Here is a 14723-nt window from a genome sequence, read left to right as displayed (position 1 = left end):
CGCCTTGATCTTGACCAAATTTGCCTATTTCTGAATGGGCACCAACTATGTAATCACAAATTTGATCAAATTTCGATCAAACAAAAACACCCATAGCGAACCCCCATGGTGGTGTCAATGCTTTTTATGGTAGCCATTTAGTCGACGGCGGCGGGAACGATTCACCGGAGAGGATAGTGGAAGGTTCGTCCTTCAAAATTTCGCAAGACCCAGTGATCGGGCTGTTTTTCAACGATATAAGCCGGGATCAGGGGGACCTTGCCCCCCCCGCCGGGCAGGTCGATCATGTAGTGGGGCACGCCCATGCCGGAAATGCGGCCCCGCAGGTGCTGCAGGATGGCAAGCCCCCGCTCCACGGGGACCCGGAAATGGGCGGTACCGCACACGCGGTCCAGTTGATGGATGTAATAGGGCCGCACGCGCATGGCCAGGAGTGTCTCCATCAGCCGATGCATAACGGCGGGATCGTCGTTGACCCCCTTGAGCAGAACGGTCTGGCTGCCCAGGGGAATGCCGGCATCGGCCAACCGGCGGCAGGCCTCCCGCACATGCGTGGTGATCTCGCCGGGATGGTTGAAATGGATATTCAGGTAAAGGGGCTGTGCGTCTTGCAGCACCCGCACCAGCTCGTCGGTGACCCGTTGGGGCAAGGTGCAGGGCATGCGCGAATGAATCCGCAAGAGGCGCACATGCGCGATGGCGCGCAGCCGGGCCAAAAGACGCGCCAACACGCCATCGTCGAGCATGAACGGATCGCCACCGGACAGCACCACTTCGCGCACCGCCGGCGTGCGGGTCAAGTAGTCGACGGTGGCATCCAGGCGATCTTCCCAGGTCATGCTGCCGACACGACGCTTGCGCATGCAGAAGCGGCAGAACATGGCGCACTGCTCGGTGGCCAGCAGCACCACACGATCCGGATAGCGGTGGATCAGTCCCGGCACCGGCGATGTGGCCTCCTCGCAGAGGGGATCGGCCATGCCGGCCGCATCGTTCAGTTCCAGCGGATCGGGAACGGCCTGCCGCCAGATGGGATCGCCCGGTTCCCGGATCAGGGAGAGGTAGTACGGATTGATGCGCATGGGAAAGCTTTTGATCACCGGCGCCAGCTTATCCGCGGCAATGCCGAAATGGTCGGCCAGTTGCCCGGCGGTGGTGAGGCTTTCAGCCAGCAGCGCTTTCCAGCGGGGGATCGACGAGAGTTGTGATTCGGTCATGGATTGAACGCGGTTTTCAGGCGGTATCGTAAAACGTTCGAGATCAAGGCTTGCGAATCCTTAAGGAGGGAGGCGTACTTGGCGTACGCCGCAGTGACGAAGGATTCGCGTAACGCGGATATCGGGCGTTTTACGGTGCCGTCAAACATTAAAGCGGAAGTTGATGATATCCCCATCCAGCACCTTATAGGTCTTGCCCTCCAGGCGCACGGTGCCCTTTTTACGCGCCTCGGCATAACTTCCCGCGGCCATGAGATCGTCGTAGGCCAGCACCTCGGCGCGAATGAAGCCCTTCTTGATATCCGAATGGATCACCTCGGCCGCATCCACGGCATCGGTATCACGGGCGATGGTCCAGGCACGCACCTCGTCCTCGCCCACGGTAAAGAAGGCCATCAGCCCCATCAGCTCGTAGGAGCGCTGCACCACCCGGTCGGTGGCCGAGGCGGTAATGTTGAATTCGGCCAGAAACTCGGTGGCCTCGTCTTCGGACATCTGGGCCAGCTCCTGCTCCAGTTTGGCCCGGATCACCATGCACGCCTCGTCTTCGGGAAGATGGGCGGCATCGGGCAGGTCATCGTTCTCGTCATCGTTGTTGAAGAGGATCAGCATGGGCTTGGCCGAGAGAAAGGCATACCCACGTAAAATCTTGGCCGCGGCAATGTCGGGGAACCGGCGCAGGGGGATCTCCTGGTCCAGGGCTTCCTTGCAACGGTTCAACAGGGTGAGTTCCTCGGGAATGGGCTTCTTGCCCCGACGCTCGTCCAGGGCCAGGCGTTCCAGGCGTTTTTCCACCACCACCAGATCGGAAATGATCAGTTCCTGATCGATGGCCATGGCATCTGCCTTGGGGGTGGGGGCTTCCATACCGTAGCCGCTGAAGTTGCGCACCACATGGATCAGGGCGTCGCAATCGCGCACCTGGGTCCAGATGCTCTGATCCTTCTTGGCCCCGCCATGCTCTCCCTTGCCGGGCAAAAAATACTCCACCTGGGCAAAAATGGTTTTGCGGGGCTTGTACATGGCGCTGAGCGTATCCACCCGCGCATCCGGCACGGTGATGGTGCCGATACGGCTCTCCTGGCGGTTGCCGTCAGCGGCGGCACTCTGGGTCAGGGCCTCGAAGACGGTGGTCTTGCCGGACTGCGGCAGCCCGATGATTCCGAGTCTCATGGGGGTTCGATCCTTCTATTATCAGTAATGGCAGGGGCGAAAATTTTTCATCCCTGCTGCGAAGCGCTCTACGGTACTGTCAAATTGCGTTTTGGCCTTCTCATATACGATGCGATCCGTCAAGGCAAATGGCGCCTGACGCGGCAAGGATAGAATCCGAATGCCCATTCAATGATCGCTTCAATCCAAAATGAAGAAACGCCATTTTGTGCTATTGGGATACCCTCTTTTGTGTTAGGATTGTGTTAGCAAAATCCCATACAGGTGAACAACCCATTGGTTTCATTGTCAATTGAAACGCATTGATTCTTCTTTGAAGAATAGTGCCATACCGGCTGACGGCCCACGCCCACAGGCCCCCCCTCACAGCCGACAAATCGGGTATCGACGGTGGTCCGCAACAAACAGCAATGAAAGACACGTCCGAAACCAAAATGAACTTTTTTCAATCACGGGCATGGCTGATTCTGGAATTCGCCACCCTCTTTCTTGTCTTTCCGGTCGCCTTCACCTCCGCCCTACGCACCTATTCTCCCGTTCCCTTCCTGGTGGTGTTCGGCGTGGGGGCGACGGTCTATCTGATCCGGCATCCCGATTATACCAACCGTTCCTTTTATGATCTGGAGCAGACGATCGTCCAACTGCCCAGAATCGTCACCCTGTTTGTCGTATCAGGCGTTCTGCTGTTCCTGTTCGTATGGGTGTGGTACCGGGACTGGCTCTTCTACTGCCCGATCAACCATCGCCAAGTCTGGTTTTCCATTCTGTGGACCTACGCGCTATTCGCCGTTTATCCCCAGGAGATCATCTATCGCGGGTTCTTTTTTCACCGCTACCGTCACCTTTTCACCAACCAGCGCCAACGCATGCATGCCAGTGCGATCGCCTTTTCATTTGCCCACCTCATCTATTACCACCACTATTCAATCTTGTTCTCCCTGATCGGCGGCTACCTGTTCGCGCACACCTACCAACGAAGCAAATCCTTAATCGCCGTATCCGTCGAGCATGCGCTGTATGGCTGCTTCATGTATACCATCGGGTTGGGACGCTTCTTCTACTCCGGGTTCGACCAACTGCTGCGATAGCGGAAGATATGACTCATCCGGCAATCTTCTTCAGCAGCCAGGCCATGTTTTCGCCGAGGGTCTTCATAATGCCCAGACCTTCGGCATCGTTCTCGACCTCTCCCTTTTCACGGCCAAACCCCATGTTCCAGTAATTGGCGCCAGGAATGATCATCTCGCCAATGGTGAAGAAATGGTTGATGGAATCGAAGGTGTGCACGGCTCCCGCCCGCCGTGCCGCCACCACGGCAGCGCCAACTTTTCGTCGAAACATCATGTCGTTGGCCCGTGAAACCATACCGGCACGATCGATCAGGGCTTTTATTTCCGGGGTCATGCAGGAAAAATAGACCGGCGACCCCAGAATGATGCCATCGGCAGAGAGCATCCGATCGATGCAGTCGTTGAGCATATCCTTGTCCACGGCGCAGTGCCGGTTCTTGTTTTCCATGCAGCGAAAACAAGCGACGCACCCGCGCAGTTGCTTACCGCCCACCTGGACGGTTTCCGTTTCGATGCCCAGGGCTTCCAGCACGCCAAGTACGTTACGGATCAGCATGGACGTGTTGCCATCTTTTCTGGGACTGCCGTTAAATGCGACCACTTTCATGGTTGCACGCCTTTCCTAAAGGGTTAAAGAAGAGGCGATGGGATTTGAAACGCCGCCCTCAAATTGGTATCACATCGCCATGGATAATTCACCCACCGATATTCCCTGGAACCGGCCATCCCTGTGGTGCGAGGCCAACACGACATTGGCTCGGACCATCCACTGCCACCACACCGACATGGCCGCAGCAATCCAGACAGCCGGAAAAATCCGCATGCGGCTGGAATCCATTTTCCCCTGCATGGATGCGTTGTGCCGCCACACCTGCCCGACCTGCACGGATAACTGTTGCCAGCGGGCCTGGGTGTGGGCCGACTTCAAGGATCTGCTTTTCTATCACCTGGCCGGCATCACCCCACCGGAAGCGCAACTATTGGGCGGCCGGGGCGAGCACTGCCGCTACGCCGGACCGTTCGGTTGCCGGCTGGATCGCTTCCAGCGCCCCTTCGTCTGCAGCTGGTACCTGTGCCCCGCCCAGACCCTTATCCTGCAGAACACGCCTGCCGACCGGGACGATCTGGTCACTTCCCTGCAATGGGTCCAGGCCGCCCGCCGCCGACTGGAAGCGCAGTTCATCCAGGCGGTCTTCAATCCAGGGGAAGCTGCTTCTTACGACGCTGTCAAGGGGTAACCAATTCCTTGAGCATACAGCAGGCGATGCGATAGGTCGGTTTGCCGGTTTCCAAGGCGGCAAGGTTGCGCGGCTGAATGATGCGGTTCATCACGCACCCTTCGGGGATGGTCAGGGGGAAAAGATCGGCCTCGTTGATCCGGGGTGCCGCCACCAGTTGATCGTCCCGGATCTCGAAGCTGTGCAGGGCATAATCCTCGCACAGGGGGCAGCGGTAGACCCGGCCGTTGGGAAAAATGAAGTAGTTGTCGGCCACCCGCCCCGCGCATTCGAAGTTCTCCTCCGGCGTGAGGAAGACCTTGGGAAAGGTGGTGGGAATACCGCGCCTGGCCACTTTCTCGGCCACCTGGGGGACCACCGTCAACCAGGTCTGCCGATCCACCTGGGCCAGCGTCTCCCGACGGTCCGCATCATCGGTCCACTGGCCGCGCACGCCGATCACCTGGATGAAAAAATGGTCCACGCCCAAACGGTCCAAAAGCGCCGGCATGGCATCCAAATAATCGATATTGGCTTGGCTGACCGTGTAGATCAGGCTCACGGCGAACCCTCGCGATTTGGCCGCGGCGATACCGGCCGTGCAGGCCTTGAAACAGCCTTCACCGCGCAGGGCATCATTGACCGCCACCGTCGGACCGTCCAGGCTGAAGCTGAAAAATCCACCTCCGCCGGCGTGACCCGATTGATGATGTCATGGAACAGATAGCCGTTGGTGTCGATGGTTACCGAGCCATAGCCCAGATGGCGGGCCTGCTTGACCGCCGTGGCCAGATCGGGATGCAGGGTGGGCTCTCCGCCCAAAAGGATGAGGTTGGCCGACGGATGACGGCGGGCGAAAATCTCCAGCCAGCGGCCGATGGTATCGATGTCCAGGGTTTGGTGGCCATGCTGGTCGGGATTGATGTAACAGTGGCGGCAACGCAGGTTGCAGCGGGTCAACAGGTGAAAAAAAACGTTGGCCGAATCGCGGGTAAAGGAGACAGTCTGACGCATCATCCCAATTCAGATCAAATGATCCATATCCGTTTCCAGGCTGGCCTCTCTGTTCGAGGTATCCCCACCTAGCCGGCGGATCTCTTTCTTGGCCCGGATCAGTTCCTCATTGGTCAGGCGCAGCCGATTGGTCATGTATTCGGCGAAAATCCGGTAAAGCAACAGGAGGAAATCCAGGCGTTCATCCTTCTGGTCCGACGTGACCAATCGGTTGCCGGCCGAGGTATCCACGGCCAGACAAATGGTTTTTTCCACGGCCACCACCGTGGCGCTGCGACTCTGATCGTCGACGATGCGCATCTCGCCGAAAATCTCGCCCTTTCTGCCGATCACCCCGATCTGCTCGCCTTCCTTGGTGATGCGAATCTTGCCGGACAGCAGGAAGTAGAGCCAGGGGTCCATGTCGCCTTCCTGGATGATGGTTTCACCACCCTCGTACTGACGAATCTTGCTCAGGCGCAGCAGTTTACCCAGGTTGCGGGTCTCGAAGTGCTTCAAGGCCGAGATGGACATCAACCGCTGGATGTTTTCGATATTTTCCTTGAGATACTTGGACTCGATCATACCCCCCCCGGTGCAGCAACAATGGTCGGATCTCGGTAAGTGCAGACAGCTTAGTGTGCCGGGCCAATAAATACAAGGACGTTTTGCCTAACGGACCTCCATGCAGTGTTTGGTCAGGTTCTCATCGAACTGCACCGGATAGCAGCCGTCGAAACAGGCCTTGCAGAAATGGTCTGCCGGGTTTTCGATGCCGGTGGATTCGAGCAGGCCATCCAGGCTGAGGTAAGCCAGGGAATCCAACCCCAAATAGCGCCCCAGTTCCTCGACGCTCATCTTGGCCGCGATCAACTCCCCCTTGGTGGAGAAATCGATCCCGTAATGGCAGGGAAACCGATGGGCCGGTCCGCTCACGCGCAGGTGAACCCGCTTGACGCCCAGCTCCCGCAGGGCCTTGACGCGCGTCTTGGCCGTGGTTCCGCGGATGATGGAGTCCTCGATGATGATGATGTCCTTGCCCTTGAGCACCTCCTTGATGGGGTTGAGTTTCACGCGCACGCCGAAATCGCGCATGCTCTGGGTGGGCTGGATGAAGGTACGCCCCACGTAATGGTTGCGGATCATGCCGGTTTCGAAGGGGATCCCGGAGGCCTCGGAGTAGCCCAGGGCCGCGTACACCCCCGAATCGGGAAACGGCATCACCAGGTCGGCGTCCACGGGTGACTCCTCGGCCAGCCGCCGGCCGTGGGCCTTGCGCGTCAGATAGACGTTGTGCCCGAAAAAGGTGCTGTCCGGCCGGGCAAAATAGATGAACTCGAAGATGCAGAACGAGCGTTGCTTGGGCGTGTTGGTACGAATGCTCTTGACGCCGTCCTTGTTGATAATGACGATCTCTCCGGGCTCCAGCTCGCGCACGAACTCGGCCTGCACCAGATCCAGGGCGCAGGTTTCAGACGCCAGGATCCAGGAACCGTTGAGCTTGCCCAGACACAGGGGGCGGAAACCGTGAGGATCCTTGATGCCGATCAATTCCCCCCGGCTGGTGAGCACGACCATGGAAAAGGCCCCCTTCATGCGTGCCACCGAGGCCTTCAAGGCTTCCTCGAATCCCAAGTGCAGGTTGCGCACGAAAAGATGCAGAAAGACCTCGCTGTCCATGGTGGTCTGGAAGATCGACCCGGCCTCCTCCAACTCGGCCTTGATGGTATGGGCATTGACCAGGTTGCCGTTGTGGGCCACGGCGTAGGCCCGGTTGCGATGGCGCACCACCAACGGCTGGGCGTTGGCCACCACCGAACTGCCCGTCGTGGAATAGCGCACGTGGCCGATGGCGGTCGATCCGTTCAGCCGTTCCAGGATGTCCATGTCGAAGACATCCGGAACCAACCCCATCCCCTTGTACTCGTCGATGGCGCCGTTGTCGGCGACGGCAATGCCGGCGCTCTCCTGACCGCGGTGCTGGAGGGCATAAATCCCGAAGTAGCAAAGTTTGGGCGCATCCGGATGATTGAAGGCGCCGAAAAGCCCGCAGGCTTCACGGGGTTTGTCATCATCGATGGGCTCTCGGGGAACGATTGCTGATGGTGTCATGGTCGTCTGCCTTGAAAAGGATAGAAGGGGACGCATTGCCTCTTAAGCATGGTAATCCTGAATCGGTCGGACCGCGAAGGGCTTCTCGCGCAGGGCAGCCACCCCCTGGCACACGGCCAGTGCACCGGCGGCGGTGGTGGCGTAAGGCACCTTGAACTTGAGGGCCGCGCGGCGGATCGTATATCCGTCCCGGCGGGAGTCGTTGCCCGTCCCGGTATTGATGATCAGTTGGATCTGACCGTTTTTGATGGCGTCGGCCACATGGGGCTGGCCCTGGGACACCTTGTTGATGCGCTCGGCCGCAATACCGCTTGCGCTAAGCCGCGACCAGGTGCCGTCGGTGGCCAGGATGGCAAAACCCATCTCGGCGAACTGCCGGGCCACGGGTAAAATGGCCGGTTTGTCTTCGTCGCCCACGCTGATGAAGACCGACCCGGACAGGGGCAGGCGCTGGCCGGCGCCCAGTTGGGCCTTGGCATAGGCCAGGCCGAATTCGCTGTCGATCCCCATCACCTCGCCGGTGGACTTCATCTCCGGTCCCAAAAGCGTATCCACGTCCGGGAAGCGGTCAAAGGGCAGGACGGCCTCTTTCACCGACAGGTGTCGGGGGACCACTTCCCGGGTGAGCCCCAGTTCGGTCAGCGTCTTGCCCAGCATGATCTTGGTGGCCAGCTTGGCCAGGGGCACGCCGGTGGCCTTGCTGACAAAGGGCACGGTCCGCGAGGCGCGCGGGTTGACCTCGATGACGTATAGCTGATCGTCCTTGATGGCGTATTGCACGTTCATCAGCCCCACGACCTTCAATTCGGCGGCCATGGCCTTGGTGGCGGCGCTGATCTGCGCGATCATCGCCGGACCGATGCTGGTGGGCGGCAAAACACAAGCCGAATCGCCGCTGTGCACCCCGGCCGCCTCGATATGCTGCATGATCCCGCCGATGACGGTCAGGGTGCCGTCGCTGATGGCATCCACATCCACCTCGGTGGCCTCCTCCAGGAACTTGTCGATGAGTACCGGATGGCCCGGTGAGGCCAGGATGGCCAGGCGCGTGAAATTTTCCATGTCCTTGGGGTCGTAGACGATCTTCATGGCCCGGCCGCCGAGCACGAAGGAGGGCCGCACGATCACCGGGTAGCCGATGCTGTCGGCGATGGACAGTGCCTCGGCAATGGACAGCGCCGTGCCGTTGGCCGGCTGCTTGAGGCCGAGCTTCTTGAGCATGGCCTGGAAGAGCTCGCGGTCCTCGGCGCGGTCGATGCTCTCCGGCTGGGTACCCAAAATGGGCACGCCTTCCCGATGCAAGGGGGTGGAAAGATTCAACGGCGTCTGGCCGCCGAACTGCACGATCACGCCGTCGGGCTTCTCCTTCTCCACGATGTGCAAAACATCCTCGCGGGTCAGGGGTTCGAAGTAGAGCTTGTCCGAGGTATCGTAGTCCGTGCTCACCGTTTCCGGGTTGCTGTTGACCATGATACTTTCCACACCCTCTTCGCGGAGGGCGAAGGAGGCATGCACGCAGCAGTAGTCGAACTCGATGCCCTGGCCGATGCGGTTGGGGCCGCCGCCCAGGATCATCACCTTCTTGCGATCGGAGACGCGCGCCTCGCACTCGGTCTCAAAGGTCGAGTAATAGTACGGCGTGGCCGCCCGGAACTCGGCCGCGCAAGTATCTACCAATTTGTAAACCGGCCGGATCCCCATGGCCTTGCGCGCCTTTTCGACGGCTTTTTCCGTGCTTCCGGTCAGATGGGCCAGTTGGACATCGGAAAAACCGTATTCCTTGGCCTGGCGCAGTTGGTCAACGGAAAGCGCCGTGAAGGCGTCGCCGGGGGCGCACTGGTCCACGGCAGCCGCATTGGTCTGGGCCAGGGTCTGCTCCATTTTATGGATCTGGTCAAGCTGGTAAAGGAACCAGGGATCGATGGCGGTGATCTGGTAGATCTCCTCCACGGTCATGCCTGCCTGGAAGGCATGCCGCAGGTAGAAGATGCGCTGGGAGTTGGGGATGGCCAGCTTCTGTTCGATCTCATCCAGGGTGGGCGGCGCGCCATCCACCTCCGGGCGATCCTTGCCGTCGGCACCAAAGCCGAAGCGTCCGATCTCCAGTGAGCGCAGGCCCTTCTGCAGGGCCTCCTTGAACGTCCGGCCGATGGCCATGGTTTCACCCACCGACTTCATCGAGGTGGTCAAAAGGTCGCGGGTTTCGGGAAACTTCTCGAAGGTCCAGCGCGGAATCTTGACCACGCAGTAGTCCAGGGTCGGCTCGAAGGAAGCCAGGGTCTCCCCGGTGATGTCGTTGGCGATCTCGTCCAGGGTATAGCCCACGGCCAGCTTGGCGGCGATCTTGGCGATGGGAAAACCGGTGGCCTTGGAAGCCAGGGCGCTGCTGCGCGAAACCCGTGGATTCATCTCGACGACGATCAAATCACCGTTTTTGGGATTGACGGCGAACTGCACGTTGGATCCGCCGGTGTCGACCCCGATCTCGCGCATGATCGAAAGGGAGGCATCCCGCATGATCTGGTATTCCCGGTCGGTCAGGGTCTGGGCCGGAGCCACGGTAATGGAATCGCCGGTGTGGACCCCCATGGGGTCGAAGTTCTCGATGGAGCAGATGATCACCACGTTGTCGGCGTGGTCGCGCATCACCTCCAGCTCGTACTCCTTCCAGCCCAGGACCGACTGCTCGAGCATCACCTGGTTGGTGAGGCTGGCATCCAGCCCTGACTTGGCGATGTTTTCCAGGTCCTCGGGGTTGTAGGCCACGCCGCCGCCGGTGCCGCCCAGGGTAAAGCTGGGCCGGATGATCAACGGAAAGCCGATGGTCTCGGCGATGTCGCGGGCCTCTTCCATGCTGTTGGCGATGCCGCTCTCGGGAATCTTCAAGCCGATGCGGTGCATGGCCTCCCGGAAGCGATCCCGGGATTCGGCCTTTTCGATGGCCTCCAGGGAGGCGCCGATCAGTTCGACGCCGAATTTTTCCAGGGCGCCGCTGCGCGCCACCTCCACGGCGGTATTGAGGCCGGTCTGGCCGCCCAGGGTGGGCAACAGGGCGTCGGGACGCTCCTTTTCGATAATCTTGGCCACCGCCTCGGGCGTCACCGGTTCGATGTAAGTCCGGTCCGCCGTTTCCGGGTCGGTCATGATGGTGGCCGGATTGGAGTTGACCAACACCACTTCGAAGCCCTCTTCCTTGAGGGCCTTGCATGCCTGGGTCCCGGAATAGTCAAACTCGCAGGCTTGGCCGATAATGATGGGGCCGGCGCCGATGATCAGAATTTTATGGATGTCCGTGCGTTTGGGCATGTCTCGGTAATCAGCGTTGTCCTGCGCAGCCAGCGGTGCGCGATTGGGGTTAAGCCGGGGACGGATCCAACCTATCGCATTGAGTTTAGGCGATTTTCATCATGGACCTGAACTGGTCGAACAGATAGGCCGCATCATGGGGCCCGGGCGACGCTTCCGGATGGTACTGGACGGCAAAGGCCGGCAACCGGCGGTGCCGGATGCCTTCCACGGTGTTGTCGTTCAGGTTGATGTGGGTCACCTCCACGGCATCCCGCCCCAGGCTCTCCATATCGACGGCAAAGCCGTGATTCTGGGAGGTGATCTCCACCCGGCCGGTATCCAGGTTCTTGACCGGCTGGTTGGCCCCGCGATGGCCGAACTTGAGCTTGTAAGTACGCCCGCCCAGGGCCAGACCGAGAATCTGGTTGCCCAGGCAGATGCCGAAAATGGGCAACCGGCCGAGCAGCTCCCGGGTGGTCTCGATGCCGTAAACCACCGGCTCCGGGTCCCCGGGACCGTTGGAGAGGAACAGCCCGTCGGGAGCCATGGCCATGATGGCCGAGGCGTCGGTGGTGGCCGGCACCACCAGCACCTCGAATCCGGCCCGCTCCAGACAACGACCGATATTGTATTTGAGACCGAAATCGATGGCCACGACGGCCGGCCGATCGCCACGCTGGCGCCAGATGGTCGTATCCATGCGGGTGTCGTCGTCCAGTATTTCCGGTTGGCCGCCGGTCCAGCGGTATGTCCGGCGCGTGCTCACGTCCCGGGCGAGGTCCATGCCCACCATACTGGGAATCTGATTGGCGCGCCGCTTGAGGGATTCGGGATCGAGATCTTTCGTGGAAATGATCGCCCGCATGGCGCCGCCGTTGCGGATATGGCGCGTCAGGGCCCGCGTGTCCAGCCCCTCGACACCCAGGACACCTTGCCCCTTGAGGTAGTCGGCCAGGGATTGGGTGGCCCTGAAATTGCTGTGAAAAGGCTGATATTCCTTGACCAGGAACGCCGCCACCTGGATCCGGGCGGACTCCACATCATCGGCATTGACGCCGTAGTTGCCCACCAATGGATAGGTCATGGTCACCATCTGACCACTATAGGAAGGATCGGTGAGGACCTCCTGGTAGCCGGTCATACTGGTGTTGAAAACCACCTCGCCGCTGGCTTCCCCCGGACCGGTGAACGACCGGCAGGGAAAGGTGCGACCATCCTCGAGTGTCAATCGTGCTTCCATGGCTAACCATCTTGTTGCGCCCGGCGGTGTGCCGCGCGCCGAAAAAGTTCTGAGGTCAATTACCACATCTGCCCGGCAAATCAACCCCATAAAACAACCAGGCATAGCCCCCGTGGCCTTGCCTGCGGGGATATTCGCAAAAAGGGCAGGCCCATGGGCCTGCCCTCGATGACTGCCGGTCCTTTTATCCTGCTGTCAGCCCATGGGTGTATTCTCCACCAGGTCCCAGATGCCGCAAGGGCAAGCGCCGGCGCAGAACCCGCAGCCGATGCAGCGGTCGGGGTCGACCACATACTCGAAAACCACCCCCTCACCGGCCTTGCGGCTGATGGCCGCCTCCGGACAGGTGGCCACGCAAATGCCGCAATCGCGGCAGGTTCCGCAGCTGGAGCACTGGGAACCGCACTGGGCCATATCCTCATACTGGATGATCCGCGGATCCAAGTACTCCAGGGAAATCCGCTTGATATCGATCACGGCCCTCCGGTCAGCACCGGGCCGTTTGCCGGCCAGAATTTCGGTGATGGTCTCCGCCGCCCGTCGACCGGCGCCGATGGCGTCGGTGAGCAGACCGGGACGCACCACGTCACCGATGGCATAGATCTTGGGGTTGGAGGTCTGGTAATCGTCGTTGACCAAAATGTAGCCCCGCTCGGTGGCCACGTCCGCGGGCAAAAAATCGAGATCCGGTGCATCGCCGATGGAGATGATCACCGTGTCAGCGGGAATGATCTCCCCGCTCTTCAGTTCCACCCCCTTTTCGGTGATCTGGCTGGTAAACACCGGCCAGCGGAAAACGGCGCCTGCGGCTTCGGCATCTTCGCGCTCCTTGCCGAAACTGGCCGGCTCCTGAACATCGAGCAGGGTGATCGATTCCGCACCCAGACGCGAGGCCTCGGTGGCCACGTCACAACCCACGTTGCCGGCACCGATGATCACCACCTGTTTCCCCGGTTTGATCTGGTCGTGTTTGGCCTGGAGAAGGAAATCCGTTGCCGTGACCAGCCGCTCCTTGCCCGGGATGGGCAGGACCCTGGGCTTCTGGGCACCGGCGGCGACGATGACAAAATCGTAGTCGGCCACCAATTGTTCGGTATCGGTTTGGTTGAGGGTCTGCTGCAGGTGAACATGGGGGATCACCTCGGCGGCACGATCCAGCTCCTTCTGAACCACATCCTTGGGGATCCGGCTGTTGGGGATCACCGAGGCGATCTTGCCGCCCAGGCTCTTGGCCGTGTCGAATACCACGGCCTCGTGGCCCTTGCGGCGCAATTGCCAGGCGGTGGAGATGCCGGCCGGACCGCCGCCGATCACGGCGATACGCTTGCCCGACAAGGATGGGAGCTCGGGCACCTTGGCCTGAATGCTGGCCCGCCCCAATTGGCTCACGTCCACCGGTGCCATGAACGCCGAGCCCTTGGTACAGGCGGTCATGCAGGGGTGCGGGCAAAGGTAGCCGCACACCGATGCCGGAAAGGGGGTATAGGCCAGGGCTAGGTCAACGGCCTCGTCCACCCGGCCTTCACGCACCAGGCGCCAGCGCTCCTGGACCGGGATACCCGACGGGCAGGTCCTTCGCAGGGGGCCTTGAACTTACGGTTCTCCCAAACCGGAACAAAGCGGCGCAACTCGCCGTGGGTAATCAGGGGAATGGGGCTGCGGTCCACATCGGTCAGGTCGCCCACCAGGCCGCCCTTGCCCAGGTGTTTGTCCCAGACATTTTGATGAAAATCGGCCATGGAACGGCGCGCCGCACCGGTTTTCTCCTGGGGCGAACGGGCCCGGATCAACTGCCACGTCTCGCGGTCGGCAAGGGTATCCAACAATTCCAGCCGGTCAATGGCCGTGAGGAACCCCTTTAACCCATCGGCCAGCCAGTTCCAGGTCTCATCGTCGATGGGCACCATCTTGCGTCGGATTGGCTGAAGCCCTTGTGCGGCCCACGGAAAAAAATACGGCCGCCCACCATTCCCACCGCCGGACGGTAGCCGAGAACGTTTTCGGGATCCTGGGCGTCAAGTCCGCAAACCACGGCCACGCCGCCAGCCATGAATTCGGCGAAATAATCACCGGCGGAACCCAGCACCCAAAGCTCGGGCGGCTCGAAGCGGGGATTGTGTTTGGTCATGGTCATGCCCCGGGCGCCGATGTTGCCGGCAATGTAGACTTTTCCCTGGGCCATGCCATTGGCCGTGCCGTTGGACGCATGACCATGCACCGTGATGGTCGCGCCGGCGTTGAGCCAGCCCACGTCGTCCGAGGCCGGACCGAGCACGTCGACAAAGGTATTGGGGTACCCCAGGGAGCCGACCCGCTGACCGGCCTGGCCTTCAATGGTGACGTAAACCGGCTCGCCATGGGTTTTCCAAAGGCGGCCACCGATACCGTGTTGGCCAAAGGCTGGATGGTCAAT

Annotated in this window: 14 protein-coding genes; 2 read left to right on the top strand and 12 right to left on the bottom strand. The window is 60.5% G+C overall.

Annotation, left to right across the window (positions count from 1 at the left end):
- Positions 1-161: 161 nt before the first annotated feature.
- Together JCM12296_RS16850 and JCM12296_RS16845 are read right to left on the bottom strand one after the other, a co-directional pair.
- Complete coding sequence (locus tag JCM12296_RS16850) at positions 162-1217, bottom strand: KamA family radical SAM protein (protein WP_054695528.1); 1056 nt, start codon at positions 1215-1217, stop codon at positions 162-164.
- A 141-nt stretch (positions 1218-1358) separates the two neighbouring features.
- Positions 1359-2390: a DUF933 domain-containing protein gene (locus tag JCM12296_RS16845; protein WP_054695525.1), complete on the bottom strand. Its 1032-nt coding sequence runs from the start codon at positions 2388-2390 to the stop codon at positions 1359-1361.
- Positions 2391-2824: 434 nt separating this feature from the next.
- On the opposite strand from JCM12296_RS16845, the gene JCM12296_RS16840 reads away from it, so the two are divergent.
- Positions 2825-3478, top strand: a complete 654-nt coding sequence (locus JCM12296_RS16840) for a CPBP family intramembrane glutamic endopeptidase (protein WP_172683940.1) — start codon at positions 2825-2827, stop codon at positions 3476-3478.
- A 13-nt stretch (positions 3479-3491) separates the two neighbouring features.
- On the opposite strand, the gene JCM12296_RS16835 is transcribed toward JCM12296_RS16840, so the two are convergent.
- The gene (locus JCM12296_RS16835) at positions 3492-4067 is read right to left on the bottom strand and encodes a flavodoxin family protein (protein ID WP_054695519.1); all 576 of its coding nucleotides are present in this window, start codon (positions 4065-4067) and stop codon (positions 3492-3494) included.
- A 37-nt stretch (positions 4068-4104) separates the two neighbouring features.
- Here JCM12296_RS16835 and JCM12296_RS16830 point away from each other — a divergent pair, with 37 nt between their 5' ends.
- Positions 4105-4698 (top strand): hypothetical protein, encoded by a 594-nt coding sequence (locus tag JCM12296_RS16830; protein WP_054695516.1) that lies wholly within the window; start codon positions 4105-4107, stop codon positions 4696-4698.
- Here the strand turns inward: JCM12296_RS16830 and JCM12296_RS49190 are convergent.
- The 9 genes from JCM12296_RS49190 to JCM12296_RS49170 form a co-directional block, all read right to left on the bottom strand.
- Positions 4688-5326 carry a radical SAM protein gene (locus JCM12296_RS49190; RefSeq protein ID WP_306304060.1) on the bottom strand — a complete coding sequence of 213 codons (639 nt, stop codon included), beginning with the start codon at positions 5324-5326 and terminating at the stop codon, positions 4688-4690. The two genes, JCM12296_RS16830 and JCM12296_RS49190, sit on opposite strands and share 11 nt — an antisense overlap.
- The gene (locus JCM12296_RS49185; protein WP_306304059.1) at positions 5236-5694 is read right to left on the bottom strand and encodes a radical SAM protein; all 459 of its coding nucleotides are present in this window, start codon (positions 5692-5694) and stop codon (positions 5236-5238) included. The genes JCM12296_RS49190 and JCM12296_RS49185 overlap by 91 nt, the downstream gene beginning before the upstream one ends.
- 6 nt (positions 5695-5700) lie before the next feature.
- Entirely contained in the window at positions 5701-6255 is a 555-nt protein-coding gene (locus JCM12296_RS16820; RefSeq protein ID WP_054695513.1) for a cyclic nucleotide-binding domain-containing protein, read from the bottom strand.
- 87 nt (positions 6256-6342) lie between these two features.
- On the bottom strand, positions 6343-7782 hold the full coding sequence (gene purF, locus JCM12296_RS16815) for an amidophosphoribosyltransferase (RefSeq protein WP_054695509.1): 1440 nt from the start codon (positions 7780-7782) through the stop codon (positions 6343-6345).
- 42 nt (positions 7783-7824) lie between these two features.
- Positions 7825-11088: a carbamoyl-phosphate synthase large subunit gene (gene carB / locus JCM12296_RS16810; RefSeq protein WP_054695505.1), complete on the bottom strand. Its 3264-nt coding sequence runs from the start codon at positions 11086-11088 to the stop codon at positions 7825-7827.
- A gap of 85 nt (positions 11089-11173) precedes the next feature.
- On the bottom strand, positions 11174-12310 hold the full coding sequence (gene carA / locus JCM12296_RS16805; RefSeq protein WP_054695502.1) for a glutamine-hydrolyzing carbamoyl-phosphate synthase small subunit: 1137 nt from the start codon (positions 12308-12310) through the stop codon (positions 11174-11176).
- A gap of 195 nt (positions 12311-12505) precedes the next feature.
- On the bottom strand, positions 12506-13840 hold the full coding sequence (locus tag JCM12296_RS49180; RefSeq protein ID WP_306304058.1) for an FAD-dependent oxidoreductase: 1335 nt from the start codon (positions 13838-13840) through the stop codon (positions 12506-12508).
- A complete protein-coding gene (locus tag JCM12296_RS49175) occupies positions 13804-14217 on the bottom strand; it encodes a hypothetical protein (protein ID WP_306304057.1) in 414 nt (137 codons plus the stop codon). Before JCM12296_RS49175 ends, JCM12296_RS49180 begins: the two co-directional genes overlap by 37 nt.
- Complete coding sequence (locus JCM12296_RS49170) at positions 14169-14612, bottom strand: GltB/FmdC/FwdC-like GXGXG domain-containing protein (protein ID WP_306304062.1); 444 nt, start codon at positions 14610-14612, stop codon at positions 14169-14171. The genes JCM12296_RS49175 and JCM12296_RS49170 overlap by 49 nt, the downstream gene beginning before the upstream one ends.
- Between the last annotated feature and the right edge of the window lie 111 nt (positions 14613-14723).

It is taken from the genome of Desulfosarcina cetonica JCM 12296 (assembly GCF_001311845.1).
Taxonomy (GTDB): Bacteria; Desulfobacterota; Desulfobacteria; order Desulfobacterales; family Desulfosarcinaceae; genus Desulfosarcina; species Desulfosarcina cetonica.
This window is presented reverse-complemented; position numbering and strand designations above follow the sequence as displayed.

What these genes read in the sequence shown, in the direction of transcription:
- JCM12296_RS16850 (WP_054695528.1), bottom strand. Translation starts at nt 1,217, where the DNA reads ATGACCGAATCACAACTCTCGTCGATCCCCCGCTGGAAAGCGCTGCTG.
- JCM12296_RS16845 (WP_054695525.1), bottom strand. Translation starts at nt 2,390, where the DNA reads ATGAGACTCGGAATCATCGGGCTGCCGCAGTCCGGCAAGACCACCGTC.
- JCM12296_RS16840 (WP_172683940.1), top strand. Translation starts at nt 2,825, where the DNA reads ATGAACTTTTTTCAATCACGGGCATGGCTGATTCTGGAATTCGCCACC.
- JCM12296_RS16835 (WP_054695519.1), bottom strand. Translation starts at nt 4,067, where the DNA reads ATGAAAGTGGTCGCATTTAACGGCAGTCCCAGAAAAGATGGCAACACG.
- JCM12296_RS16830 (WP_054695516.1), top strand. Translation starts at nt 4,105, where the DNA reads ATGGGATTTGAAACGCCGCCCTCAAATTGGTATCACATCGCCATGGAT.
- JCM12296_RS49185 (WP_306304059.1), bottom strand. Translation starts at nt 5,694, where the DNA reads ATGATGCGTCAGACTGTCTCCTTTACCCGCGATTCGGCCAACGTTTTT.
- JCM12296_RS16820 (WP_054695513.1), bottom strand. Translation starts at nt 6,255, where the DNA reads ATGATCGAGTCCAAGTATCTCAAGGAAAATATCGAAAACATCCAGCGG.
- purF (WP_054695509.1), bottom strand. Translation starts at nt 7,782, where the DNA reads ATGACACCATCAGCAATCGTTCCCCGAGAGCCCATCGATGATGACAAA.
- carB (WP_054695505.1), bottom strand. Translation starts at nt 11,088, where the DNA reads ATGCCCAAACGCACGGACATCCATAAAATTCTGATCATCGGCGCCGGC.
- carA (WP_054695502.1), bottom strand. Translation starts at nt 12,310, where the DNA reads ATGGAAGCACGATTGACACTCGAGGATGGTCGCACCTTTCCCTGCCGG.
- JCM12296_RS49175 (WP_306304057.1), bottom strand. Translation starts at nt 14,217, where the DNA reads ATGGTGCCCATCGACGATGAGACCTGGAACTGGCTGGCCGATGGGTTA.